Origin of the sequence: Binatus sp. (SeqCode) (assembly GCF_035272065.1) — a bacterium.
Lineage (GTDB): Bacteria > Desulfobacterota > Binatia > Binatales > Binataceae > Binatus.
In genome coordinates this window covers 1-20,792 of sequence record NZ_DATEQZ010000098.1, presented here as the reverse complement: position 1 = coordinate 20,792, position 20,792 = coordinate 1, and the positions used below count along the sequence as shown (strand labels likewise).

33 protein-coding genes and 1 pseudogene are annotated in these 20,792 nt (G+C 62.3%); all 34 read left to right on the top strand.

The genetic code is table 11. The features are described from left to right. Positions 1-2,266 (top strand): DNA-directed RNA polymerase subunit beta' (locus VJX68_RS16580; protein ID WP_473965169.1); only part of this gene is annotated, 2,266 nt, incomplete at its 5' end. Positions 2,267-2,475: 209 nt separating this feature from the next. Next, entirely contained in the window at positions 2,476-2,847 is a 372-nt protein-coding gene (gene rpsL / locus VJX68_RS16575) for a 30S ribosomal protein S12 (protein ID WP_324096827.1), read from the top strand. A gap of 6 nt (positions 2,848-2,853) precedes the next feature. After that, positions 2,854-3,324: a 30S ribosomal protein S7 gene (gene rpsG / locus VJX68_RS16570; protein ID WP_324096826.1), complete on the top strand. Its 471-nt coding sequence runs from the start codon at positions 2,854-2,856 to the stop codon at positions 3,322-3,324. A 16-nt stretch (positions 3,325-3,340) separates the two neighbouring features. Continuing rightward, positions 3,341-5,431 carry an elongation factor G gene (fusA, locus tag VJX68_RS16565; RefSeq protein ID WP_324096825.1) on the top strand — a complete coding sequence of 697 codons (2,091 nt, stop codon included), beginning with the start codon at positions 3,341-3,343 and terminating at the stop codon, positions 5,429-5,431. A 37-nt stretch (positions 5,432-5,468) separates the two neighbouring features. Then, entirely contained in the window at positions 5,469-6,668 is a 1,200-nt protein-coding gene (tuf, locus tag VJX68_RS16560; RefSeq protein WP_324096824.1) for an elongation factor Tu, read from the top strand. A 77-nt stretch (positions 6,669-6,745) separates the two neighbouring features. After that, complete coding sequence (gene rpsJ / locus VJX68_RS16555; protein ID WP_304829554.1) at positions 6,746-7,054, top strand: 30S ribosomal protein S10; 309 nt, start codon at positions 6,746-6,748, stop codon at positions 7,052-7,054. A 5-nt stretch (positions 7,055-7,059) separates the two neighbouring features. Further along, positions 7,060-7,731 carry a 50S ribosomal protein L3 gene (rplC, locus tag VJX68_RS16550; protein ID WP_324096823.1) on the top strand — a complete coding sequence of 224 codons (672 nt, stop codon included), beginning with the start codon at positions 7,060-7,062 and terminating at the stop codon, positions 7,729-7,731. After that, positions 7,724-8,383: a 50S ribosomal protein L4 gene (gene rplD, locus VJX68_RS16545; RefSeq protein WP_324096822.1), complete on the top strand. Its 660-nt coding sequence runs from the start codon at positions 7,724-7,726 to the stop codon at positions 8,381-8,383. The genes rplC and rplD overlap by 8 nt, the downstream gene beginning before the upstream one ends. Next, a complete protein-coding gene (gene rplW, locus VJX68_RS16540) occupies positions 8,380-8,670 on the top strand; it encodes a 50S ribosomal protein L23 (RefSeq protein ID WP_324096821.1) in 291 nt (96 codons plus the stop codon). The genes rplD and rplW overlap by 4 nt, the downstream gene beginning before the upstream one ends. 44 nt (positions 8,671-8,714) lie before the next feature. Next, positions 8,715-9,545, top strand: coding sequence for a 50S ribosomal protein L2 (gene rplB / locus VJX68_RS16535; protein ID WP_324096820.1), 831 nt, complete (start codon positions 8,715-8,717; stop codon positions 9,543-9,545). Positions 9,546-9,551: 6 nt separating this feature from the next. Further along, complete coding sequence (gene rpsS, locus VJX68_RS16530; RefSeq protein ID WP_324096819.1) at positions 9,552-9,884, top strand: 30S ribosomal protein S19; 333 nt, start codon at positions 9,552-9,554, stop codon at positions 9,882-9,884. Positions 9,885-9,904: 20 nt separating this feature from the next. Continuing rightward, complete coding sequence (rplV, locus tag VJX68_RS16525; RefSeq protein WP_324096818.1) at positions 9,905-10,243, top strand: 50S ribosomal protein L22; 339 nt, start codon at positions 9,905-9,907, stop codon at positions 10,241-10,243. Positions 10,244-10,251: 8 nt separating this feature from the next. Beyond that, entirely contained in the window at positions 10,252-10,929 is a 678-nt protein-coding gene (gene rpsC / locus VJX68_RS16520) for a 30S ribosomal protein S3 (RefSeq protein ID WP_324096817.1), read from the top strand. A 9-nt stretch (positions 10,930-10,938) separates the two neighbouring features. Continuing rightward, positions 10,939-11,364, top strand: a complete 426-nt coding sequence (gene rplP, locus VJX68_RS16515; protein WP_324096816.1) for a 50S ribosomal protein L16 — start codon at positions 10,939-10,941, stop codon at positions 11,362-11,364. Then, positions 11,354-11,572, top strand: coding sequence for a 50S ribosomal protein L29 (gene rpmC, locus VJX68_RS16510; RefSeq protein WP_324096815.1), 219 nt, complete (start codon positions 11,354-11,356; stop codon positions 11,570-11,572). Before rplP ends, rpmC begins: the two co-directional genes overlap by 11 nt. Then, positions 11,572-11,826: a 30S ribosomal protein S17 gene (rpsQ, locus tag VJX68_RS16505; protein ID WP_324096814.1), complete on the top strand. Its 255-nt coding sequence runs from the start codon at positions 11,572-11,574 to the stop codon at positions 11,824-11,826. Before rpmC ends, rpsQ begins: the two co-directional genes overlap by 1 nt. Before the next feature lie 8 nt (positions 11,827-11,834). Continuing rightward, positions 11,835-12,203 carry a 50S ribosomal protein L14 gene (rplN, locus tag VJX68_RS16500; RefSeq protein WP_324096813.1) on the top strand — a complete coding sequence of 123 codons (369 nt, stop codon included), beginning with the start codon at positions 11,835-11,837 and terminating at the stop codon, positions 12,201-12,203. Continuing rightward, positions 12,203-12,535, top strand: coding sequence for a 50S ribosomal protein L24 (gene rplX / locus VJX68_RS16495; protein ID WP_324096812.1), 333 nt, complete (start codon positions 12,203-12,205; stop codon positions 12,533-12,535). The genes rplN and rplX overlap by 1 nt, the downstream gene beginning before the upstream one ends. Before the next feature lie 179 nt (positions 12,536-12,714). Further along, positions 12,715-13,251 (top strand): annotated as a pseudogene (gene rplE, locus VJX68_RS16490) (50S ribosomal protein L5); the annotation flags it as partial. Positions 13,252-13,387: 136 nt separating this feature from the next. Continuing rightward, positions 13,388-13,573, top strand: a complete 186-nt coding sequence (locus VJX68_RS16485; RefSeq protein WP_324096811.1) for a type Z 30S ribosomal protein S14 — start codon at positions 13,388-13,390, stop codon at positions 13,571-13,573. Between the two features lie 12 nt (positions 13,574-13,585). Continuing rightward, positions 13,586-13,984, top strand: coding sequence for a 30S ribosomal protein S8 (gene rpsH / locus VJX68_RS16480; protein WP_324096810.1), 399 nt, complete (start codon positions 13,586-13,588; stop codon positions 13,982-13,984). Positions 13,985-13,990: 6 nt separating this feature from the next. Next, a complete protein-coding gene (rplF, locus tag VJX68_RS16475) occupies positions 13,991-14,542 on the top strand; it encodes a 50S ribosomal protein L6 (protein WP_324096809.1) in 552 nt (183 codons plus the stop codon). A gap of 15 nt (positions 14,543-14,557) precedes the next feature. After that, entirely contained in the window at positions 14,558-14,920 is a 363-nt protein-coding gene (gene rplR / locus VJX68_RS16470; protein ID WP_324096808.1) for a 50S ribosomal protein L18, read from the top strand. Between the two features lie 17 nt (positions 14,921-14,937). Continuing rightward, positions 14,938-15,462: a 30S ribosomal protein S5 gene (gene rpsE, locus VJX68_RS16465; protein ID WP_324096807.1), complete on the top strand. Its 525-nt coding sequence runs from the start codon at positions 14,938-14,940 to the stop codon at positions 15,460-15,462. 12 nt (positions 15,463-15,474) lie between these two features. After that, entirely contained in the window at positions 15,475-15,657 is a 183-nt protein-coding gene (rpmD, locus tag VJX68_RS16460; RefSeq protein ID WP_324096806.1) for a 50S ribosomal protein L30, read from the top strand. A gap of 10 nt (positions 15,658-15,667) precedes the next feature. Beyond that, the gene (rplO, locus tag VJX68_RS16455; protein WP_324096805.1) at positions 15,668-16,132 is read left to right on the top strand and encodes a 50S ribosomal protein L15; all 465 of its coding nucleotides are present in this window, start codon (positions 15,668-15,670) and stop codon (positions 16,130-16,132) included. Beyond that, on the top strand, positions 16,133-17,440 hold the full coding sequence (gene secY, locus VJX68_RS16450; RefSeq protein WP_324096804.1) for a preprotein translocase subunit SecY: 1,308 nt from the start codon (positions 16,133-16,135) through the stop codon (positions 17,438-17,440). A 3-nt stretch (positions 17,441-17,443) separates the two neighbouring features. After that, the gene (locus VJX68_RS16445; RefSeq protein ID WP_324096803.1) at positions 17,444-18,112 is read left to right on the top strand and encodes an adenylate kinase; all 669 of its coding nucleotides are present in this window, start codon (positions 17,444-17,446) and stop codon (positions 18,110-18,112) included. Then, positions 18,109-18,879 carry a type I methionyl aminopeptidase gene (map, locus tag VJX68_RS16440; RefSeq protein ID WP_324096802.1) on the top strand — a complete coding sequence of 257 codons (771 nt, stop codon included), beginning with the start codon at positions 18,109-18,111 and terminating at the stop codon, positions 18,877-18,879. Before VJX68_RS16445 ends, map begins: the two co-directional genes overlap by 4 nt. After that, on the top strand, positions 18,872-19,090 hold the full coding sequence (gene infA, locus VJX68_RS16435) for a translation initiation factor IF-1 (RefSeq protein ID WP_304829624.1): 219 nt from the start codon (positions 18,872-18,874) through the stop codon (positions 19,088-19,090). Before map ends, infA begins: the two co-directional genes overlap by 8 nt. Before the next feature lie 75 nt (positions 19,091-19,165). Continuing rightward, the gene (gene rpmJ / locus VJX68_RS16430; RefSeq protein WP_324096801.1) at positions 19,166-19,279 is read left to right on the top strand and encodes a 50S ribosomal protein L36; all 114 of its coding nucleotides are present in this window, start codon (positions 19,166-19,168) and stop codon (positions 19,277-19,279) included. Between the two features lie 13 nt (positions 19,280-19,292). After that, the gene (gene rpsM / locus VJX68_RS16425) at positions 19,293-19,676 is read left to right on the top strand and encodes a 30S ribosomal protein S13 (protein WP_324096800.1); all 384 of its coding nucleotides are present in this window, start codon (positions 19,293-19,295) and stop codon (positions 19,674-19,676) included. 70 nt (positions 19,677-19,746) lie between these two features. Further along, the gene (rpsK, locus tag VJX68_RS16420) at positions 19,747-20,208 is read left to right on the top strand and encodes a 30S ribosomal protein S11 (RefSeq protein ID WP_324096799.1); all 462 of its coding nucleotides are present in this window, start codon (positions 19,747-19,749) and stop codon (positions 20,206-20,208) included. Between the two features lie 143 nt (positions 20,209-20,351). Then, on the top strand, positions 20,352-20,792 hold a 441-nt coding region (rpsD, locus tag VJX68_RS16415), incomplete at its 3' end, for a 30S ribosomal protein S4 (protein WP_324096798.1).

The following is a 20,792-nucleotide window of genomic DNA, read 5'->3' as shown; positions in this document are numbered from 1 at the left end:
CGGCATCTCCATCGGCATCGACGACATGGTGATCCCCGGCGACAAGTTTGCGCTGGTGGAGAACGCCGAAAAGGATGTCGTCAAAGTGCAGCAGCAATATCTTGACGGCGCAATCACCAACGGCGAGCGCTACAACAAGGTCGTCGCCATTTGGAGCGACATCACCGAAAAAGTCGCCGAACAGATGTTCAAGGCCATGGAGCGTCAGGATAAGGAAGGCATCATCAACCCGATTTACGTCATGGCCGATTCCGGCGCGCGCGGATCGAAACAGCAGATTCGCCAGCTCTCCGGAATGCGCGGCCTGATGGCGAAGCCGTCGGGTGAAATTATCGAAACTCCGATCACCGCGAACTTCCGCGAGGGGCTCACGGTGCTGCAGTACTTCATCTCGACGCACGGCGCGCGCAAGGGTCTGGCCGACACCGCGCTCAAGACCGCGAACTCCGGCTACCTGACGCGGCGGCTGGTCGACGTGGCGCAGGACTCGATCATCAGCGAGGACGATTGCGGCACGCTCGACGGAATCGAGATGTCGCCGCTGGTCGAAGGCGGCGAGATAATCGAAGGGCTCGGCGACCGCGTGCTCGGCCGCGTCGCGCTCGAAGATATCCGCGACGCGTTCACCAACGAAGTTCTGGTGCGCGCCAACGAGATGATCGACGAGGACAAGGTCAGGCGGATCGAAGACGCCGGCGTCGAGCGAATCAAGATCCGCTCCGTGCTCACCTGCCAGTCGCGCCAGGGCGTCTGCGTGAAGTGCTACGGACGCGACCTCGGCCGCGGCCACCTTGTGAACCTCGGCGAGTCGATCGGAATCATTGCCGCGCAGTCGATTGGCGAGCCGGGCACGCAGCTCACGATGCGTACGTTCCACATCGGCGGCACCGCCAGCCGGCGCGCCGAGCAGACCACGCTCGAGGTGCGCAACGAAGGCGTGATGCGCCTGCATGGCGTCAACACCGTCAAGAGTCGCGACGGCAACCTGGTCGTGATGACGCGGCATGGCGAGGTCGTAATCGCGGCGCAGGTCACCGACGAAGGTGGCCGCGTGCGCGAGCGCGAACGCGAGCGTTACCCACTGGTGTACGGCGCCAAGCTGCGCAAGGCCGAGGGTGACAAGGTCAAGCCGGGCGAGCTGATCGCGGAATGGGATCCGTATACAACGCCGATTATCACCGAGGTCGGTGGCACGGTTAAGTACGGCGACATTATCGAAGGCAAGACGATGGAGGAGCGGGTCGATGAACGAACCGGCGCGCGCTCCAACGTTATCGTCGAGTTCAAGGACCTCGACGTGCGCCCGCGTATCTCAATTAAGGATGCGTCGGGAAAGACTGCCAAGCTGCCGAGCTCGAACAACGTCGCGCGCTACTTCCTGCCGGTCGGCGCCTATATCAACGTGCCCGAAGGCACGGCGGTCGAGCCGGGTGACGTCATCGCGAAGATTCCGCGCGAGACCACCAAGACCAAGGACATCACCGGCGGTCTGCCGCGCGTCGCGGAGCTGTTCGAAGCGCGCAAGCCCAAGGAGTTCGCGGTCATCTCGGAAATCGACGGCCAAGTTTCGTTCGGCAAGGACACCAAGGGCAAACGAAAGGTCGAAGTCACTCCTGAAATCGGCGAGAAGCGCGAGTACCTGATTCCCAAGGGCAAGCATATCGCGGTGCACGAGGGCGATATCGTCAAGGCGGGCGAACCGCTGATGGAAGGCTCGTCGAATCCGCACGACATCCTCACGATTCTCGGCGAGAAGGCGCTGGCGAAATACCTCGTCGATGAAATCCAGGAAATCTACCGGCTGCAGGGCGTGCGCATCAACGACAAGCATATCGAAGTGATCGTGCGCCAGATGCTGCGGCGCGTGCGGATCAAGGAAGTCGGCGACACGCCGTTCCTGGTCGGCGACCAGGTCGAGAAGTGGCGCTTCGACGAGGAGAACGGGCGCGTGCTCACGCGCGGTGGAGAGCCCGCCATCGCTGAGCCTCTCCTGCTCGGAATCACCAAGGCCTCTCTATCCACAGAGAGCTTCATCTCGGCCGCGTCGTTCCAGGAGACCACGCGCGTGCTCACCGAGTCGGCTATCAACGGCAAGGTGGACCGGCTGGTCGGGCTGAAGGAAAACGTGATCATGGGTCGCCTGATTCCGGCCGGCACCGGCATGAGCTCGTACAACGCGATGGTCGTGAAGGTCGAAGGGGCCGCAGCCGAAGAGGATGTGGAAAAACCGGAGCTGGCGGCAGCGCCGGCACCCGGCGGAGATTGACACGGCGGGCCGGGTCCCGTACATAATGATGTTTCCCCCAAGGGCATAAAGTGCCCTTGGGGGGTTTGTTTGAACACCGCGCCCCAACGGGGGCAATCCGGCGAAAAACCGGGCCGGACGTGAAGCCGGCGCCGAGCGGTCTTTGAGAGTATCGGCGAAGTGTCGAACGGGTACGCTTCGCAAGCAGAAGAGAGCTTGAGAATTAAAACGTGCCGACGATAAATCAATTGATCCGACAGGCGCGCGTGAAGAAGCGCTTCAAGACCAAGGCGCGCGCGCTCGAGGGTTCGCCGCAGAAGCGCGGCGTATGCACGCAGGTGAAGACCACGACGCCGAAGAAGCCGAACTCCGCTCTACGCAAGGTCGCGCGCGTGCGGCTGTCCAACGGGATCGAGGTGAACACCTATATTCCCGGCGTTGGGCACAACCTGCAGGAGCATTCGGTGGTGCTGATTCGCGGCGGTCGCGTGCGCGATCTGCCGGGCGTCCGCTATCACGTGATTCGCGGCACCCTGGATTCCATCGGCGTGCAGGAGCGGCGCAAGGGCCGCTCGAAGTACGGGTCGAAGAAACCCAAATAGAGTTATATGTCGCGCAAAGGACAAATTCGCGTCCGCGAGATTCCGGCGGACCCCAAGTATCACGACCGCACCGTCGCGAAGTTCATGAACATCGTGATGGAACGCGGCAAGAAGTCGCTCGCCGAGCAGATTTTTTATCACGCGCTGGATCTCGCCGCCGAGCGCTCGAAAGAAGACGGCCTGGTCGTTTTCAAGCGCGCGCTCGATAACGTTCGTCCGGCCGTCGAGGTCCGCTCGCGACGGGTCGGCGGCGCCAACTATCAAGTCCCGAGCGAGGTGCGTCCGGCGCGGCGCAATTCGCTGGCGATGCGCTGGCTGGTGACGGCGGCGCGCTCGCGCGGCGAGAAGTCGATGGAAGAGCGGCTCGCCGCCGAAATCCTCGACGCGGCCGCCAATCGCGGCGGCGCGGTCAAGAAGCGCGAAGACACACATCGAATGGCCGACGCCAACAAGGCGTTCGCCCACTACCGCTGGTAATACCGAGTTTTTTTAGATGGCTCGTCAGACACCAATAGAACGGGTGCGCAATATCGGCATCATGGCGCACATCGATGCCGGCAAGACCACCACCACCGAGCGCGTGCTTTTCTACACCGGCATCAATTACAAAATTGGCGAAGTGCACGAAGGCACCGCGACGATGGACTGGATGGTGCAGGAGCAGGAGCGCGGCATCACGATCACGTCGGCGGCCACCACCTGTTTCTGGCGCGACATGCGCATCAATATTATCGACACGCCGGGACACGTCGATTTCACGATTGAGGTCGAGCGCTCGTTGCGCGTGCTTGACGGCGCGGTCGCGGTGTTCTGCGCGGTCGGCGGCGTCGAGCCGCAGTCTGAAACTGTATGGCGCCAGGCCGACAAGTATCGCGTCCCCCGCGTCGCGTTCATCAACAAGATGGATCGCGTCGGTGCCGAGTTCGAGCGCGTCGTGCAGGAGATGCGCGACAAGCTGAAGGCCACGCCGCTACTGTTGCATCTGCCGATTGGCGCCGAGGAAAAATTCACCGGGCTCGTCGATCTGATCGATCAGAAGGCGCTCATTTGGGACGAAGATCGTCTCGGCGCGGAGTATCGCGTCACAGAAATTCCGGCCGACTTGAAAGAGCGGGCCGCGGGATACCGCGACAAGATGATCGAGACGCTCGCCGATCACGACGAGCACATCATGGAGCTTTATCTCGAGGGCAAGGCGCCGTCGCCCGAACAGATTCGCGCCGCGATTCGCGGCGCCACGCTCAAGATGGCGATTACCCCGGTGATTCTCGGCTCCGCCTTCCGCAACAAGGGCGTGCAGCCGATGCTCGACGCTGTCGTCGATTACCTGCCGTCGCCGCTGGACCTCCCTCCCGTCGTCGGCAAGGTTGGCGACAAGATCGAAGAGCGATGGCCGCGCGACGACGCTCCGTTTTCCGCACTCGCGTTCAAGATAATGAACGACCAGCACATGGGTACGCTCACTTTCATCCGGGTTTATTCGGGTAAGCTGGAGAGCGGCTCGTCGCTGCTCAATTCGACGCGCGGCAAGCGCGAACGAATAGGCAGGATGCTCAAGATGCACGCGAACAAGCGCGAGGATATCACCGAGGTTTACGCCGGCGACATCTGCGCGGTCGGGCTGCGCGATACGACCACCGGCGACACGCTATGCGATCCGGCCGCGCCGATTGTGCTCGAGTCGATCGAGTTTCCCGAGCCCGTCATCCAGATCGCAATCGAGCCCAAGACCAAGGCCGACCAGGAGAAGCTCGGCGAGGCGCTGCAGAAGCTCGCCAAGGAAGACCCGTCGTTCCGCGTAAGCGTAAATAAAGAAACTTCGCAGACGCTTATCGCCGGGATGGGCGAGTTGCATCTCGAGATCATCGTCGATCGGATGCTGCGTGAGTTCAAGGTTGACGCGAACATCGGCAAGCCGCAGGTCGCCTATCGCGAAACGATAAAGCGCGCGTCGGAAGCCGAGGGCAGGCTGGTCCGCCAGAGCGGCGGCCACGGCCAATTCGCCGTGGTCGAGCTGCGCATCGAGCCGCTGGCCAAGGGTGGCGGCTTCGAGTTCGAGGACGGCACCAAGGGCGGCTCGATCTCGCGCAACTTCATTCCGGCGATCGAAGCCGGAGTCAAAGAGGCGATGGAGAACGGTGTCATCGCGGGCTATCCGATGGTCGATGTCAAGGCCATCGTGATCGACGGCAAGGAACATGATGTGGACTCGTCGGAACTCGCGTTCAAGATCGCGGGCTCGATGGCGTTCAAGGAAGCGTGCGAAAAGGCCGAGCCGATTCTGCTCGAGCCCGTCATGGAGGTCGAGGCCGTCACGCCGCAGGAGTTCATGGGCGAGGTGATTGGCGATCTCAGCGGACGGCGCGGCAAGATTCTCGACATGGAAAATCGCGCCGGCGCGCAGGTCATCGAGGCCCGCGTCCCGCTCGCGACGATGTTCGGTTACGCGACGCGGCTGCGCTCGATGACCCAGGGCCGCGCGACTTACACGATGCAGTTCGGCGCGTATGAACCCGTGCCAAAAAATATTTTTGAAGAGTTGACGGCGCGCAATGGCGACGGCGAGGAAAAGAAGCGCGCATAACGACTCATGAGCAACGCGCTCAATCGGAGGTTACGTCATGGGAAAGGCTAAATTTGAACGCACCAAGCCGCACGCGAACGTCGGCACGATTGGACATATCGATCACGGCAAGACAACTTTAACCGCGGCGATTACCAAGGTCCTCGCGTCGAAAAAGCTCGCCACCTTCACCGCCTTCGACCAGATCGACAAGGCGCCCGAAGAGAAAGAGCGCGGCATCACGATTTCGATCGCGCACGTCGAGTACGAAACCACCAAGCGCCACTACGCGCACGTCGATTGCCCGGGACACGCCGACTACATCAAGAACATGATCACCGGCGCTGCGCAGATGGACGGCGCGATCCTGGTGGTCGGCGCCAACGACGGCCCGATGCCGCAGACGCGCGAGCATATCCTGCTCGCCTACCAGGTCGGTGTGCCGTCGATCGTCGTGTTCATGAACAAGGTCGACATGGTTGACGACCCCGAGCTGCTCGACCTGGTCGAGCTCGAAGTCCGCGACCTGCTGACCAAGTACAATTTCAAGGGCGACGACGTACCCGTGATTCGCGGAAGCGCGCTCAACGCGCTTAACTGCGGATGCGGCAAAGCCGACTGCCCCAACTGCAAGCCGATTCTCGATTTGATGGACGCGGTTGACAGCTACATCCCGCAGCCCGTGCGCGAGACCGAAAAGCCGTTCCTGATGCCGGTCGAAGACGTGTTCTCGATCTCGGGCCGCGGCACCGTAGTCACCGGCCGCGTCGAGAAGGGCAAAGTCAAGGTCGGCGAGGAAGTCGAAATCGTCGGCTTCAAGGACACTCAAAAGACCACGGTCACCGGCGTCGAGATGTTCCGCAAGCTGCTCGACGAGGGCCAGGCCGGCGACAACATCGGCGTGCTGCTGCGCGGCCTCAAGCGCGAAGACGTCGAGCGCGGACAGGTGCTCGCCAAGCCCGGCTCGATTACGCCGCACACCAACTTCGAGGCCTCGGCCTACATCCTGACCAAGGACGAAGGCGGCCGCCACACGCCGTTCTTCACCGGCTATCGCCCGCAGTTCTACTTCCGCACCACCGACGTCACGGGCGTACTCACGCTGCCCGAGGGCACCGAGATGGTGATGCCGGGCGACAACATCAAGATACTTGGCGAGCTGATCACGCCGGTCGCGATGGACGAGGGCTTGCGCTTCGCTATCCGCGAGGGTGGCCGCACGGTCGGTGCCGGCGTCGTCTCGAAAATTTTGAAGTAACTGACACCGAGCAATGGTGCGTAATCGAGCGGAGATGGGAGCGGAGCGCTGAACGAATCGGGCGCGGCATTTCTTAGATGAATGACAAGATACGCATACGCCTCAAAGCGTACGACTACCGCCTGCTCGATCAGTCGGTTCGCGAAATCGTTGATACCATCCGGCGCACTGGCGGCCGGGTGGCCGGTCCGATTCCGCTGCCGACACGCATAGAGCGCTTCACCGTCAATCGCTCGCCGCACGTCGATAAAAAATCGCGCGAGCATTTTGAAATTCGAACTCATAAACGTCTGCTCGACGTTCTCGAGCCGACCCAGCAGACGATCGACGCGCTGGGCAAGCTCGACCTGGCCGCGGGCGTGGACGTCGAAATCAAGCTCGAGTAGGGCCGATGCTGACCGGATTGATTGGAAAGAAAATCGGGATGACCCAAGTGACCGACCCCGCCGGCCGCGTACGCGCGGCCACGGTGGTGACGCTCGGGCCATGCACGGTATCGCAGGTGAAGACCGCGGCGACCGACGGCTATGACGCCGTGCAGGTGACGTTCGGTAAGAAGAAACTCACGCGCGTGACGGGCGCGGAGCGCGGGCATTTTGCCAAGGCGAACATCGCGGCCGGCATCAAGTCGGGCGAGTTCGAACGCCGCGGCGAAGGCGAGCTAACGCTCGGGCAGCCGATCGCGGTGTCCGACGTGTTCAAGGTTGGCGACCAGGTCGACGTGACCGGAATCTCGAAGGGCCACGGCTACGCCGGTGTCATCAAGCGGCACCATTTCTCGGGCTTCCCCGGCTCGCACGGCACTCACGAATATTTCCGCCACGGCGGCTCGATCGGTAACCGTTCGTATCCCGGCCGCGTGCGCAAGGGCATGCGGATGGCGGGGCAGATGGGCAATGAGACCGCCTCGATTCTCAATCTCGAAGTGCTCGAGATACTTGCCGACGACAACGCAGTCGTCATCTCGGGCGCCGTGCCGGGACCCGACGGCGCGTTGCTCGTGGTTCATCATGCAGCCCGCCCGCGCCGCCGCGCGAATGTAAAGGTGACAGCCAGTGCCTGAGCGCAAAGAAAATCTATCGCCGGTCAAGCTGCCGCTGTACTCGGCTGCGCACGAGAAAGTCGGCGAGCTCGAAGTCGCGGGCAACGTCTTCGGCCGCGACGGCGACGTGTCGCTGCTGCACGAGGCGGTCCGGATGCAGCTTGCCAATCGCCGCTCCGGCACCGCATCGACCAAGACCAAGGGACTTATCTCGGGCGGCGGACGCAAGCCATGGCGGCAGAAGGGCACGGGACGCGCGCGTGCAGGCTCGACGCGCTCGCCAATCTGGCGTCATGGCGGAACTATCTTCGGGCCGCAGCCCCGCGACTATTCGTACAAGATGCCGAAGAAGGCGTGGCGCGCCGCGCTATGCCTGGCGATTTCCGATCGCGCCAAAAACGGCAAGCTGTTCGTTGTCGAGTCGCTCGATCTGTCCGAGCCGAAGACCAAAGCCGCCAAGGCGGCGCTCGGCAAGCTCGGCGTCGAGCACGCGCTGATAGTGATCGGCGAAGGCGATGGCAAGTTTCTTCTCGCGGCGCGCAACCTCGCCGCGCACAAGGTGCTCGCGCTTGAAGGGCTTAATGTTTACGACGTGCTCAACTACCGGGAACTCGTGATGACGAGTCGGACCGCCAAGGCGCTCGAAGCCCGGTTTGCGGGAGAAGCGAAATGAGCAGCCCCGAGAGCCTGATCCTCGCGCCCATCATCACCGAGAAGGGCACGATGGCCAGTGAAAAGGCCGGCCAGGTGCTGTTCCGCGTGCGTCCCGGCGCGAGCAAGGACAAGATTCGCGAGGCCGTCGAGCACCTGTTCAAGGTCACGGTCGTGAAAGTTCGCACCTCGAACTTCATGGGCAAGGAGCGGCGCAAGGGCGCAATCAAGGGCCGCCAGAGCGACTGGAAAAAGGCTTACGTAACGCTGAAGGAAGGCGACAAGATCGAGTTCTTCGAAGGCCTGTAAGACGAAAGTTCGGCGCTAGCAGAAGAGTTACTGAGAAAAGAAAAATGGCAGTTATACAACTAAATCCGCGCACGCCCGGGCAGCGCTTCATGCAGATTGCGGACTTTTCCGAGCTCACCAAGAAAGAGCCGGAGAAAAGTCTGCTGGTCCCGGTCAAGCGCACCGGCGGACGCAACAATCGCGGCCGCATGACATCGCGTCATCGCGGGGGCGGGCACAAGCGCCGTCTCCGCCTGATCGATTTCAAGCGCAACCGCGACGGGATTCCAGCGGTGGTCGCGGCGCTCGAATACGATCCGAATCGCTCGGCGAATATAGCGCTGCTGCATTATGCCGACGGCGTGAAGACTTACATCCTCGCGCCCGACGGGCTCAAGGTCGGCGCGAAGGTCGAGTCGGGCGAGACCGCCGACATCAAGCCCGGCAACGCCCTGATGCTCAAGAACATCCCGCTCGGCACCGTCGTCCATGCGATCGAGATGAAGCCGGGCGCCGGCGCCAAGCTCGCGCGCGGCGCGGGCGTGCAGGCGCAGTTGATGGCGAAAGAGGGCAAGATGGCGCTGCTCAAGCTGCCCTCCGGAGAGCAGCGGATGGTGCAGGCGGATTGCCGCGCGACTATCGGCCAGGTCGGCAATCTAGACCATGAAAATATCTCGATCGGCAAGGCCGGGCGCTCGCGATGGCTCGGCAAGCGCGGTCATGTGCGCGGAGTCGCGATGAACCCCGTTGACCATCCGCACGGCGGAGGCGAGGGCAAGTCGAAAGGAAACCATCCCCAGTCGCCGTGGGGCCAGCCCGCCAAGGGATATAAGACGCGCAAGAAACAGCCGTCCGACAATCTGATCGTCAGCCGGCGGCCGCGCGGGAAGCATTAAGAGTTTATGGCTAGGTCATTAAAAAAAGGTCCGTTCGTCGACGGGCATCTGCAGAAGAAAGTCACCGCCGCATCCGCCTCGGGCGACAAGCGAATCATCAAGACCTGGTCGCGGCGCTCGATGATCACGCCGGACATGATCGCGCTGACCTTCGCCGTCCACAACGGCCACAAGTTCATCCCGGTGTACTGCACCGAGAATATGGTCGGCCACAAGCTCGGCGAATTCGCGCCGACGCGGACCTTCCACGGTCACGCCGGCGATCGCAAGGGCGAAGTGAAGGCGGCAGCAGCTCCCGCCGCGCCGGCCGCTCCGGCTCCGGCTGCGGCCAAGGCGTAAGCGGGGAAGTTGTAAGAGTCATGGAATCCGTATCGCGAACCCGCTTCATCAGAATTTCACCGCGCAAGCTCAAGCTCGTGTGCGAGTTGATCGTCGATAAGAAGGTCGATCAGGCGCTGTCGATTCTCGAGTTCACGCCCAAGAAGGCGGCGCGGTTCGTCTCGAAGACTCTGCTCGCCGCGATTGCCAACGCGCGCGATCAGCAGAACGTCGATGAGGACAAGTTGTTTGTAAAACGCGCGACCGCAGACACCGGGCCGACCTGGAAGCGCTCGCTCACGCGCGCACACATGCATGCGACGCCGATCCATAAACGCACCAGCCATCTCACGGTAATCGTGGACGAGCGGGCGTCCTGAGGTCTCCTATGGGACAGAAAGTACATCCGCGCGGTTTTCGTCTCGGCATCATCGAGAGCTGGGACTCGCGATGGTACGCGAGTCACGACTACGCCAAGCTGTTGCACGAAGACTTGAAGCTGCGCGATTTCATCAAGAAGCGGCTCTACCACGCCGGTATCTCGCGAATCGAAATCGAGCGGATGGCCAACAAGGCCAAGATAAACATTTACACCGCGCGCCCCGGCATCGTCATCGGCAAGAAGGGCGCGGAAATCGACAAGCTCAAGCTCGACATCCAGAAGCTGATGAAGGGGCGCGACTCCTTTATCAACATCCACGAGGTGCGACGCCCCGACCTCGACCCGCAGCTGGTGGCCGAGAATATCGCACTGCAGCTCGAACGCCGCGTCGCCTTTCGGCGCGCGATGAAGGAAGCGGTCACGCGGGCGATGAGGATGGGCGCGCAGGGCGTCAAGGTCCACGTCGCGGGACGCCTGGGTGGTGCGGAAATCGCGCGTCAGGAATGGTACCGCGAGGGTCGCGTGCCGCTGCAGACGCTGCGCGCGGACGTCGCGTACGGATTTGCCGAAGCGCGCACGACCTACGGCCAGATTGGCGTGAAGGTCTGGATTTTCCGCGGCGAAGTTTTGACGCGCAAAGATGCGGACGCGAAACGCGCAGGAACGCCTGTGCAGGCGAATTGACGAAGTAAGATGCTCGCACCAAAAAAAGTTAAATGGCGCAAGATGATGAAGGGCCGCGTCCGCGGCGCCGAGTCGCGCGGTCTCACGCTCGCGTTCGGCGACTACGGCCTCAAGTCGCTCGAGACTTGCCGCATCGACACGCGCGCTCTGGAAGCCGCCCGTATCGCGCTCACGCGCCATATCAAGCGCGGCGGCCGCGTCTGGATTCGCGTCTTCCCCGACAAGCCCTTCACCAAGAAGCCGGCTGAAACCCGCATGGGCAAAGGCAAGGGCTCGCCCGAAGGATGGGTCGCGTGCGTCAGGCCGGGGCGGATTCTGTTCGAGATGGAAGGCGTCGATTACGCGACGGCGAAAGAAGCGATGCGTCTGGCGGCGCATAAGCTGCCGATTAGGACAATCATGATTCAGCGCGAGGAGGGCGGCCTTGGAGCTTGACGAACTGAGGCAGATGACCGCGCCGGATTTGCGGGTCAAGGAGCGCGAGGCGCGCGAGGAAATTTTCCGTCTGCGCCTGAAGCTGCGCACCAATCAGCTCGACAATCACGCCGGCTATCGCCGCGCGCGCCGCGAGCTGGCGCTGATTATGACTTTGCTCGGCGAGAAGGCGCGTCGCGAAACAGCATCGGAGAAGAAGGCAGGTTAATGCGGGAGCGAATTAAACGGCGCGAGGGGACCGTGGTTTCCGCCAAGATGACCAAGACCGTGGTGGTCAAGGTCGATCGCATGGTCGAGCATGCGCTGTATGGCAAGCGCGTGCGCCGCAGCACCAAGTTTATGGCGCATGACGAACGCGGCGAATGCAAGGAAGGCGATCGCGTGCAGATTATCGAGTCGCGTCCGCTCTCGAAGAACAAGCGCTGGCGCGTCAGCCGCGTACTTAAAAAGGCCGCTGGGTAGGGCGCGAGATGGTACAGGTGCAAACAGTTCTGGATGTCGCCGATAACTCGGGCGCCCGCAAGGTGATGTGCATCAAGGTGCTTGGCGGTTCCAAGCGCCGGTACGCGTCGGTCGGAGACGTGATCGTGGTGGCAGTTAAAGAAGCGATTCCCAACGCCAAAGTCAAAAAGGGCGACGTGTCGCGCGCGGTGATCGTGCGCACGGCGAAAGAGATTAGCCGCGACGACGGCAGTTATATCCGCTTCGACGGCAACTCCGCCGTGCTGCTCGACAAGGATCACGAACCGGTCGGCACGCGCATCTTCGGTCCTGTGGCCAGGGAGCTGCGTGCGAAGAAATTTCTGAAAATAATCTCGCTCGCGCCGGAGGTGCTGTGATGGCGTCGGCGAAGTACAAGATTAAGAAGAATGACACCGTGATGGTTGTCACCGGCCGCGACCGCGGCAAGACCGGCAAGGTGATGCGGATATTGCCCGAGCGCGGACGCGTCGTGATCGAGCGGCTGAATATCGTCAAGCGTCACAGCAAGCCGCGCGGCGCCCAGAGCCCCGGCGGAATCGTCGAGAAGGAAGCGCCGATCGACATCTCGAACGTCATGATTTTTTGCGATCGCTGCAACGCTCCGGTTCGGGTTGGTGTCAAGGCCGCCGACGACGGCACCAAGAGCCGCATCTGCCGGCGCTGCGGTGAAGCAATAGGTAACGATTAATGGCCGACAAAAAAGAAAAGCCGGACAAAGCCGAGCAGGCTGCGAAGGCAGAGCAGACCGCCAAAACCGACGCCGCGGCCAAGGCCAAGCGTGAAGGCAAGGCGCGCCAGGCTCAGCAGAAGCAGGCGGCTGAAGAAGCCAAGGCTTCGGCTGCGGCGCCGCTGCCGCCCGAGCCTAAGCTGCCCGCGCGCCTGCGCGTGCGTTTCGAGAATGAGATCGCGCCGGCCCTGATGCGCGAGCTGAAGATCGACAACAAGATGCGGGTGCCGCGGCTCGAGAAGATCACGATTAACATGGCGCTGCAGGAAGCGCGCGACAACGTCAAGATACTCGACTCCGCGCTCGAAGAGCTCAAGGTGATCGCCGGGCAGAAGCCGGTGCTGACGCGCGCGCGCAAGGCGATATCGAATTTCAAGCTGCGCCAGGGGATGCCGATTGGCGTGATGGTAACGCTGCGGCGCGAAAAGATGTGGGAGTTTTTCGACCGCCTGGTGAATATCTCGCTGCCGCGCGTGCGCGACTTCCGGGGCGTCAGCGACAAGGCCTTCGACGGCCGCGGCAACTACTCGCTCGGCCTGAAGGAACACACGATTTTTCCCGAACTCAATCTCGACAAGGTCGAGAAGGTGAAGGGCTTGACGATTTCGATCACGACCACGGCGCGCAGCGACTTCGAAGGGCTGACGCTCCTGCGCGCGCTCGGAATGCCGATGCGTGGTGCGGCCGAGCGCGAAGCCGATGCGGCCAAGGCGGCGGCAGCGGCGCAGGCTCACGCGGCGGCCAGGGCCGCGGTCGCGGCTGCGGCAACACCGCCAACGCCGACGCCGGCGCAGGGAGCATAGGGACAGTCAAATGGCGAAAACGTGCCTGCGGGTTAAGGCAACCCGCAAACAAAAATTCAAAGTGCGCCAGTACAACCGCTGCCCGCTATGCGGTCGCGCGCGCGCGTACTATCGGCGTTTCAAGATGTGCAGGTTGTGCCTGCGCAAGTACGCGCTCGACGGCAAGTTGCCGGGCGTGATCAAGGCGAGCTGGTAGAAGAGACGAATTATGTCGCAGACCGATCCGATTGCAGAACTGCTTACGCGAATTCGCAACGCGATGCGCGCGCGGTACAATGAACTCACGGTGCCGCACTCACGGCTGCGCGAGGCGATTTGCCGCGTGCTGATGGCCGAAGGTTTTCTCGCCGGTGTCGAAGCCGGCGGTGAAGCGCCCAAGAAAATGCTGGCGCTCAAACTGCGCTACTCGCCGACGCGCGAATCGGTCATTCGCGGAATCGATCGCATCAGCAAGCCGAGCAATCGGCGCTACGCGGGCGCGGCCGAAATCGGCAAGGTGCGCGGCGCGATGGGCGTGCAAATAGTATCGACGCCGCTCGGCGTCATGACCGGTCGCGAAGCGCGTCGCCGCAAAGTCGGCGGCGAAATTCTTTGCAGGGTTTGGTAACGATCAATGTCGCGCATAGGAAGACTGCCGATTCATCTCGACAAGAGCATCAAGGCGTCCATCGCCGGCGGGACGCTTAAGGTCGAAGGCCCCAAGGGCAAGCTCGAGCTCAAGCTTCATCCCGGTTTCACCGCCGAGATCAAGGACGGCGAGATCGTCGTGAAGCGCCCCGGCGACACCAGTGAAGAGCGCGCGATTCACGGCCTCATGCGCAAGCTCGTCGCGAACATGGTCGAGGGCGTCGGCAAGGGCTTCAGCCGCGTGCTCGAAATTAACGGTGTCGGCTACCGCGCAGAGGCCAAGGGCCAGCAGGTGAATCTCACGCTCGGCTATTCGCACCCGATCGTCTATCAGCTGCCGCCGGGCGTGACCGCGAAAGTCGAGAAGCAGGTGACCGTGACGCTCGAGAGCGCCGACCGCCAACTGCTCGGCACCGTCGCCGCGCAGATTCGCGAGCTTCGGCCGCCGGAACCGTACAAGGGCAAGGGAATCAAGTATGCGACCGAGACGATTCGCCGCAAGGCCGGCAAGGCGGCGGCGGGCTCGACCGCGGCGTAAAGGCTAGTTGCGATTATGGCTCTAGAACGATCGGAAAAACGCAAATTCCGCCAGGGACGCGTACGGCGCAAGGCGGTCGGCAACGATCAGCGCCCGCGCCTCTCGGTCTTCCGCTCGCTGCATCATATATACGTCCAGGTAATCTCCGACGAGAGCGGACGCACGCTCGCCGCGGCTTCCACCGAGACCGCCGGCCTGCGCGACGAGCTCAAGAGCAAGCGCAATCTCGCCGCCGCGAAAGCGGTCGGCAAGGCCATTGCCGAGCGATGCCTCCAGAGCGGAATTTCAAGCGTCGTGTTCGACCGAAACGGATTTCTCTATCACGGCCGCGTCAAGGCGCTGGCCGACGCGGCGCGCGAAGCGGGGTTAAAATTTTGAACGGCAGGCAACGAACGTTGAGAGAAGGTTCGGTCACGCAGCGAATCGATCCGCAGGGCCTCGAGATCAAAGAGAAGGTCGTGCATATCAACCGCGTCGCGAAAGTCGTGAAGGGCGGACGCCGCTTCAGCTTCAGCGCGCTGGTGGTCGCCGGCGATCACAACGGGCTGGTCGGATTCGGACTAGGCAAGGCCAACGAAGTGCCCGAGGCGATTCGCAAGGGCGTCGATCGCGCCAAGAAAAGCCTGGTGCGCGTGCCGATTCAGGACGGCACCATTCCGCACGAAGTGGTCGGACGTTTCGGCGCGGGACGAGTCGTGCTGCGCCCGGCCGCCGAGGGCACCGGCGTGATCGCGGCGGGCGGCGTGCGCGCCGTCGTCGAGCTCGCGGGAATTCGCAACATCCTGACCAAGCGCCTCGGCTCGTCGAATCCTCACAACCTGGTGAAAGCGACGCTCGAGGCGCTCGCCGAGCTGCGCAGCACGCAGGATATCAATCGGCTTCGCGGACGCACGCCCAATCAGCCCGAAGCGGCTGCGTGATCGAGGCGTATGATGTCGGAAAAAATTCGCGTCAAGCTCGTCGGCAGTCCGATCAGCACCAATCGGCGCGTGCGCGAGACGGTCAAGGGCCTCGGCCTGGGTAAAGTCGGCAGCGTGCGCGAGCTTAAGCGCAGCGCCGCGGTCGAAGGAATGGTCAAGCGACTGAAGCACTTGGTAATCGAGCTCAAGGATTAATCGCGCAATTATGGATTTGAAAGATCTAAAACCGTCCCCCGGCTCGACGCATCGCAAACGCCGCGTCGGCAGAGGTATCGGCTCCGGACACGGCAAGACCTCCGGCCGCGGGCATAAGGGATTGGGCGCGCGCTCGCACGGCAACACGCCGCCGAGTTACGAAGGCGGCCAGATGCCCTTGCAACGGCGCTTGCCCAAGCAGGGGTTTCGTCGCACCCTTAAGAACCAGGCGCGGCGCGACGAGTTCGCGATCGTGAATCTCTCCCGCCTCGGCGACTTCGCCGACGGCGTCACCATCGACGCCGCCGCGCTCGACGAGCGGGGTCTGATTCCGGCCGGGCGCAAGGTCAAGGTTTTAGGCGACGGCGAGTTGAAGAGTAAGATTAAAGTGCGCGCCGATGCGTTCTCGAAAAGCGCGCTGGACAAAATCGCCGCCGCCGGCGGCGTCGCGGAGTTGGTAGCGCCCGAAAGCTAAATGCTCGATGGGTTTTCAAACGCCTCGCGCATCCCAGAGTTGCGCCGACGGCTGATGTTCACGGCCCTCATGCTGGCCGTGTATCGCATCGGCGTCGCCGTGCCCACCCCCGGCATCGACGGCCAGGCCCTCGCCTCGTTCTTCGACGCCGCCAGCGGCACGCTCTTCGGCTGGGTCAATCTCTTTTCCGGCGGCGCGCTGGAACGCTTCTCGGTCCTCGCGCTGGGCATCATGCCGTACATCTCCGTCGCCATCGTCCTCGACCTGCTGAAAATCGCCTCGCCCTATCTCGACGAGCTCTACAAGGAAGGCGAGGCGGGCCGCCGCAAGATCACTCAATACACGCGCTACGGCACGGTGCTGCTGGCTCTGTTCCAGGGCACCATGATTGCCTTCTCGCTCGAAAAAATTCAGGCGCCCGGCGGCGGCAGTATCGTTTACAATCCCGGCCCCGGTTTCATCGTTATGACCGTGCTCACGGTCACGGCCGGCACGATGTTTCTGATGTGGATCGGCGAGCAGATCACCGAGCGCGGCATCGGCAACGGCATCTCGCTGATCATCATGGCGGGAATCGTGGCGCGCCTGCCGAGCGCGATCGGCACAACGGCGCAATTCGTGCGCGAGGGCGAAATGAGCATCTTCCTGCTCATCTTCATCCTGGCAGTCGCGGCCGCGGTTATCGCCGGTATTGTCTATATCGAGACCGCCCAGCGGCGCATCCCTATCCAGTACGCGCGCCGCGTCGTTGGACGCCGCGTGTACGGCGGCCAGAGTTCGCATCTGCCGCTGAAGATCAACACCTCGGGCGTTATCCCGCCGATTTTCGCGTCGGCGCTGCTAGTCTTCCCGGCTACGCTGGCGACCTTCGTTCCATTTCTGAAACCGTACTCGAGCTACCTGACGCCCGGTGGCTTCTACTACGACTTGGTTTACGTCGGGCTGATCGTCTTCTTCTGTTACTTTTACACTTCGGTCACTTTCAATCCGGTTGACGTCGCCGACAATCTAAAAAAGTACGGCGGCTTCATCCCGGGAATCCGGCCCGGGCGTTTCACCGCCGACTATATCGATCGCGTGCTGTCGCGCATCACGCTCGGCGGCGCGATCTACGTCAGCGCCGTATGCGTCCTGCCAACCATCTTGATCGCGCGCTTCAACGTCCCGTTCTTTTTCGGCGGCACTGCGCTGCTGATCGTCGTCGGCGTGGCGCTCGACACGGTCGCGCAAATCGAAACCCATCTGCTGACCCGCAACTACGAAGGCTTCATGCGCCGCGGACGGGTCAAGACCAAGAGGGGCGCCTAGCTGGTGCGGCTCGTGCTGCTGGGCCCGCCGGGTGCGGGCAAGGGTACGCAGGCGCGGGCGCTCGCGGCGCTCTGGGGTATCCCGCAAGTTGCCAGCGGCGATCTGCTGCGCGCAGTCGTCCGCGAGGACTCTGAGCTTGGCCGCGAGGCGGCCAGCTACATGGATCGCGGGCAACTCGTGCCGGATGAATTGGTCCTCAAGCTGGTAGCTGCCCGACTGCGAAAAGAAGACGCACGCCCCGGGTTCATCCTCGACGGATTCCCGCGCAACGTGTCGCAGGCCGAAGCGCTGGCGGCCGGGCTTGATCGCTTGAACCTGAAACTGGACAAGGTGGTCGCGGTGATTGTGCCCGACGAGGAAATCGTCAAGCGAATTTCAGGACGCCGCACCTGCCGCAATTGCGACGCGATGTATCACGTCGTTTTCGAGCCGCCGAAAAGAGCCGGAGTATGCGACAAATGCGGCGGCGAACTTTATCAGCGCGAGGATGACGCCGAGGAAACCGTGCGCGAACGGCTCAAGGTTTATGCCGAGACGACGCGCCCGCTGCTCGATCACTACGGGCGCCTCGGGCTGCTCGCGCAGGTGGACGGAGTAGGGCGCACCGACGAAGTCGAAAAACGAATCCTGTCCGCAGTCAACGGCGTCGCGGGGCAAAGCGCGCAATCATGATTACTATTAAGACTCCGGCCGAGATCGCCGTGATGCGCCATGCGAGCCAAATCGTCGCCGAGATTCTCGAAGCGCTCGCTGCCGCCGTGCGGCCCGGAATCACCACCGAGGAGCTCGATAAGCTGGCCGAAGATCTGACCTACAAGAAAGGCGCGAAGCCTGCCTTCAAGGGTTACAAGCCCGGCGACGTCGTTTATCCAAAGAGCCTGTGCGTGTCGATCAACAACGAGATTGTCCACGGCATCCCGTCGAGCCGCAAGCTGAAAGCCGGTGACATCGTCGGCCTCGATTTCGGCGTCGTCTACGAGGGTTTCTACGGCGACTCTGCCCGCACCGTAGCCGTCGGACCCATACCGGAGCGGGTCACAAAACTGCTGCAGGTCACGCGCGACTCCCTTTACGCAGGAATCGCGCAGGCTCGCGCCGGCAATCGCATCAGCGATATCGCGCGCGCCGTGCAGGACACGGTCGAGCGCGCCGGGTTTTCGGTCGTGACCGACTTTGCCGGTCACGGCATCGGCCGCCGTCTTCACGAAGACCCCCAGGTGCCGAATTATTTCCGCCCCGGGATGCCTAATCCGCGGCTCCGCGAGGGGATGGCGCTGGCTATAGAGCCGATGGTTAACGAGGGAAGCCCCGATTTGGAGATACTTTCTGATGGCTGGACTGCGGTGACGGCGGACGGTAGACTATCTGCCCACTTCGAGCATTCCATCGCGATTACCTCCAACGGGCCGGAAATTCTGAGCGAATTGGCAAATGTCTAAGGGCGACGCGATAGAAGTACAGGGGACGGTTCAGGAAGCCCTCCCCAATGCGGTGTTCAGGGTGACGCTCGACAATGGGCACAAAGTCCTGGCTCATATATCGGGCAAAATGAGGATGCATTACATAAAAATTCTGGCCGGCGACAAGGTCACGGTCGAACTCTCGCCCTACGACCTCACGCGCGGCCGGATAACATACCGGATGCGCTGAAAAAGCCGGCGCAGCCAATGCTGACGTACCAGATCCACTAAGAACGAGCATAACCGCTAACAGAGACTGAAAAGAATGAAAGTTCGAGCGTCGGTTAAAAAGATTTGTAAGAACTGCAAGGTCGTGCGCCGCGAAGGCGTCGTGCGCATCCTCTGCTCCAACCCGCGCCACAAGCAGCGCCAGGGCTAGGAAGGGTTTCGCGATGGCACGCATAGCTGGAGTCGAACTGCCCAAGAACAAGCGGATGGATATCGCGCTCACCTATATCTACGGAATAGGCCGGCCGAGCGCGCTGAAAATTCTCGCGGCCGCGAAGGTCGATCCCGCGGTCAAGACCGATGATCTATCCGCCGACCAGCAGGTCCACATCCGCCAGGTGATCGACACCGACTACGAAGTCGAAGGCGACCTGCGCCGCGACTTCCAGCAGTCGATCAAGCGCCTGATGGATCTCGGATGCTACCGCGGCATTCGGCACCGTCGCGGGCTTCCGGTCCGCGGCCAGCGCACGCATACGAACGCGCGCACGCGCAAAGGTCCGCGCAAAGTCGTCGCGGGCAAGAAGATGGCGCCCCCCAAAGGCTAACGCATAAAACGCGGGCAGGAGGGAAATTTTCACCCGATTGCCAGCAAGCAAGCGGATTCACTAAAAAGAGATGGCTGAAGAAATTAAAGAGACCAAGGCCGCACCGGGAAAAAAGGGAGCTGTTGCGCCCGCCGCTGCCGCCGGAGCACCTGTCGCTGCGCCGCGCCGCAAGAAGGTGCGCCGCAACGTGCCCGAAGGCGTCGCGCACGTGCACGCGACCTTCAACAACACGATCGTCACGATCACCGATCAGCAGGGCACCGTGATTGCCTGGTCGAGCGCCGGCTCCGTCGGCTTCAAAGGCTCGCGCAAGGGCACGCCGTACGCGGCGCAGATGGCGGCCGAGGCGTGCGCGCGCAAATGCTCGGAAGTCGGGATGCGGGCGGTGGTCGTTCACGTCAAAGGTCCGGGCGGCGGACGCGAATCTGCCGTGCGCGCGCTGCAAGCGGCGGGACTCGGCGTCATCTCAATCAAAGACGTCACGCCGATTCCGCACAACGGATGTCGTCCGCCGAAACGGCGTCGAGTCTGAAAACGCGGACAGCTAAGGAAATTTTCACCATGACGTCCCCAACCAAGCGGATTCACTGAAAAAAGGATTCACTGAAAAGAAACGCGGACAGCTAAGGAAATTTTCGCCGATTGTCCCCAACCAAATGGATTCACTAAAAAGAGATGGCTAGGAATTTGGGTCCGGTATGCCGGCTATGCCGGCGCGAAGGACTGAAACTCTTCCTCAAGGGAGAGCGATGCTACAGCGACAAGTGCGCGATCGAGCGGCGCAACTATCCGCCTGGTGCCCACGGCCAGGCGCGCACGCGTTTTTCCGAATTCGCGATTCGGCTGCGCGAGAAGCAGAAGGTCAAGCGCATCTACGGGATGATGGAAACGCAGTTCAAGGCTTACTTCGAGATGGCCGAGCGGATGGACGGAATCACCGGCGAGAACCTGCTCGTGCTGCTCGAGCGCCGCCTCGACAATGTCGTGTATCGGCTCGGCTTCGCCAGCTCGCTGGCGCAGGCCCGCCAAGTGGTTCGTCACGGGCATATCCAGGTGAACGGCAAGAAAGTTACGATTCCCTCGACCCTGGTCGAGGTTGGCAGTGTGATCAGCGTG

Excerpts from the sequence above, each read along its gene's own strand:
- rpsG (WP_324096826.1), top strand. The coding sequence starts at position 2,854 with ATGTCGCGCAAAGGACAAATTCGCGTCCGCGAGATTCCGGCGGACCCC.
- fusA (WP_324096825.1), top strand. The coding sequence starts at position 3,341 with ATGGCTCGTCAGACACCAATAGAACGGGTGCGCAATATCGGCATCATG.
- tuf (WP_324096824.1), top strand. The coding sequence starts at position 5,469 with ATGGGAAAGGCTAAATTTGAACGCACCAAGCCGCACGCGAACGTCGGC.
- rpsJ (WP_304829554.1), top strand. The coding sequence starts at position 6,746 with ATGAATGACAAGATACGCATACGCCTCAAAGCGTACGACTACCGCCTG.
- rplC (WP_324096823.1), top strand. The coding sequence starts at position 7,060 with ATGCTGACCGGATTGATTGGAAAGAAAATCGGGATGACCCAAGTGACC.
- rplW (WP_324096821.1), top strand. The coding sequence starts at position 8,380 with ATGAGCAGCCCCGAGAGCCTGATCCTCGCGCCCATCATCACCGAGAAG.
- rplB (WP_324096820.1), top strand. The coding sequence starts at position 8,715 with ATGGCAGTTATACAACTAAATCCGCGCACGCCCGGGCAGCGCTTCATG.
- rpsS (WP_324096819.1), top strand. The coding sequence starts at position 9,552 with ATGGCTAGGTCATTAAAAAAAGGTCCGTTCGTCGACGGGCATCTGCAG.
- rplV (WP_324096818.1), top strand. The coding sequence starts at position 9,905 with ATGGAATCCGTATCGCGAACCCGCTTCATCAGAATTTCACCGCGCAAG.
- rpsC (WP_324096817.1), top strand. The coding sequence starts at position 10,252 with ATGGGACAGAAAGTACATCCGCGCGGTTTTCGTCTCGGCATCATCGAG.
- rplP (WP_324096816.1), top strand. The coding sequence starts at position 10,939 with ATGCTCGCACCAAAAAAAGTTAAATGGCGCAAGATGATGAAGGGCCGC.
- rpsQ (WP_324096814.1), top strand. The coding sequence starts at position 11,572 with ATGCGGGAGCGAATTAAACGGCGCGAGGGGACCGTGGTTTCCGCCAAG.
- rplN (WP_324096813.1), top strand. The coding sequence starts at position 11,835 with ATGGTACAGGTGCAAACAGTTCTGGATGTCGCCGATAACTCGGGCGCC.
- rplX (WP_324096812.1), top strand. The coding sequence starts at position 12,203 with ATGGCGTCGGCGAAGTACAAGATTAAGAAGAATGACACCGTGATGGTT.
- VJX68_RS16485 (WP_324096811.1), top strand. The coding sequence starts at position 13,388 with ATGGCGAAAACGTGCCTGCGGGTTAAGGCAACCCGCAAACAAAAATTC.
- rpsH (WP_324096810.1), top strand. The coding sequence starts at position 13,586 with ATGTCGCAGACCGATCCGATTGCAGAACTGCTTACGCGAATTCGCAAC.
- rplF (WP_324096809.1), top strand. The coding sequence starts at position 13,991 with ATGTCGCGCATAGGAAGACTGCCGATTCATCTCGACAAGAGCATCAAG.
- rplR (WP_324096808.1), top strand. The coding sequence starts at position 14,558 with ATGGCTCTAGAACGATCGGAAAAACGCAAATTCCGCCAGGGACGCGTA.
- rpmD (WP_324096806.1), top strand. The coding sequence starts at position 15,475 with ATGTCGGAAAAAATTCGCGTCAAGCTCGTCGGCAGTCCGATCAGCACC.
- rplO (WP_324096805.1), top strand. The coding sequence starts at position 15,668 with ATGGATTTGAAAGATCTAAAACCGTCCCCCGGCTCGACGCATCGCAAA.
- secY (WP_324096804.1), top strand. The coding sequence starts at position 16,133 with ATGCTCGATGGGTTTTCAAACGCCTCGCGCATCCCAGAGTTGCGCCGA.
- map (WP_324096802.1), top strand. The coding sequence starts at position 18,109 with ATGATTACTATTAAGACTCCGGCCGAGATCGCCGTGATGCGCCATGCG.
- infA (WP_304829624.1), top strand. The coding sequence starts at position 18,872 with ATGTCTAAGGGCGACGCGATAGAAGTACAGGGGACGGTTCAGGAAGCC.
- rpmJ (WP_324096801.1), top strand. The coding sequence starts at position 19,166 with ATGAAAGTTCGAGCGTCGGTTAAAAAGATTTGTAAGAACTGCAAGGTC.
- rpsM (WP_324096800.1), top strand. The coding sequence starts at position 19,293 with ATGGCACGCATAGCTGGAGTCGAACTGCCCAAGAACAAGCGGATGGAT.
- rpsK (WP_324096799.1), top strand. The coding sequence starts at position 19,747 with ATGGCTGAAGAAATTAAAGAGACCAAGGCCGCACCGGGAAAAAAGGGA.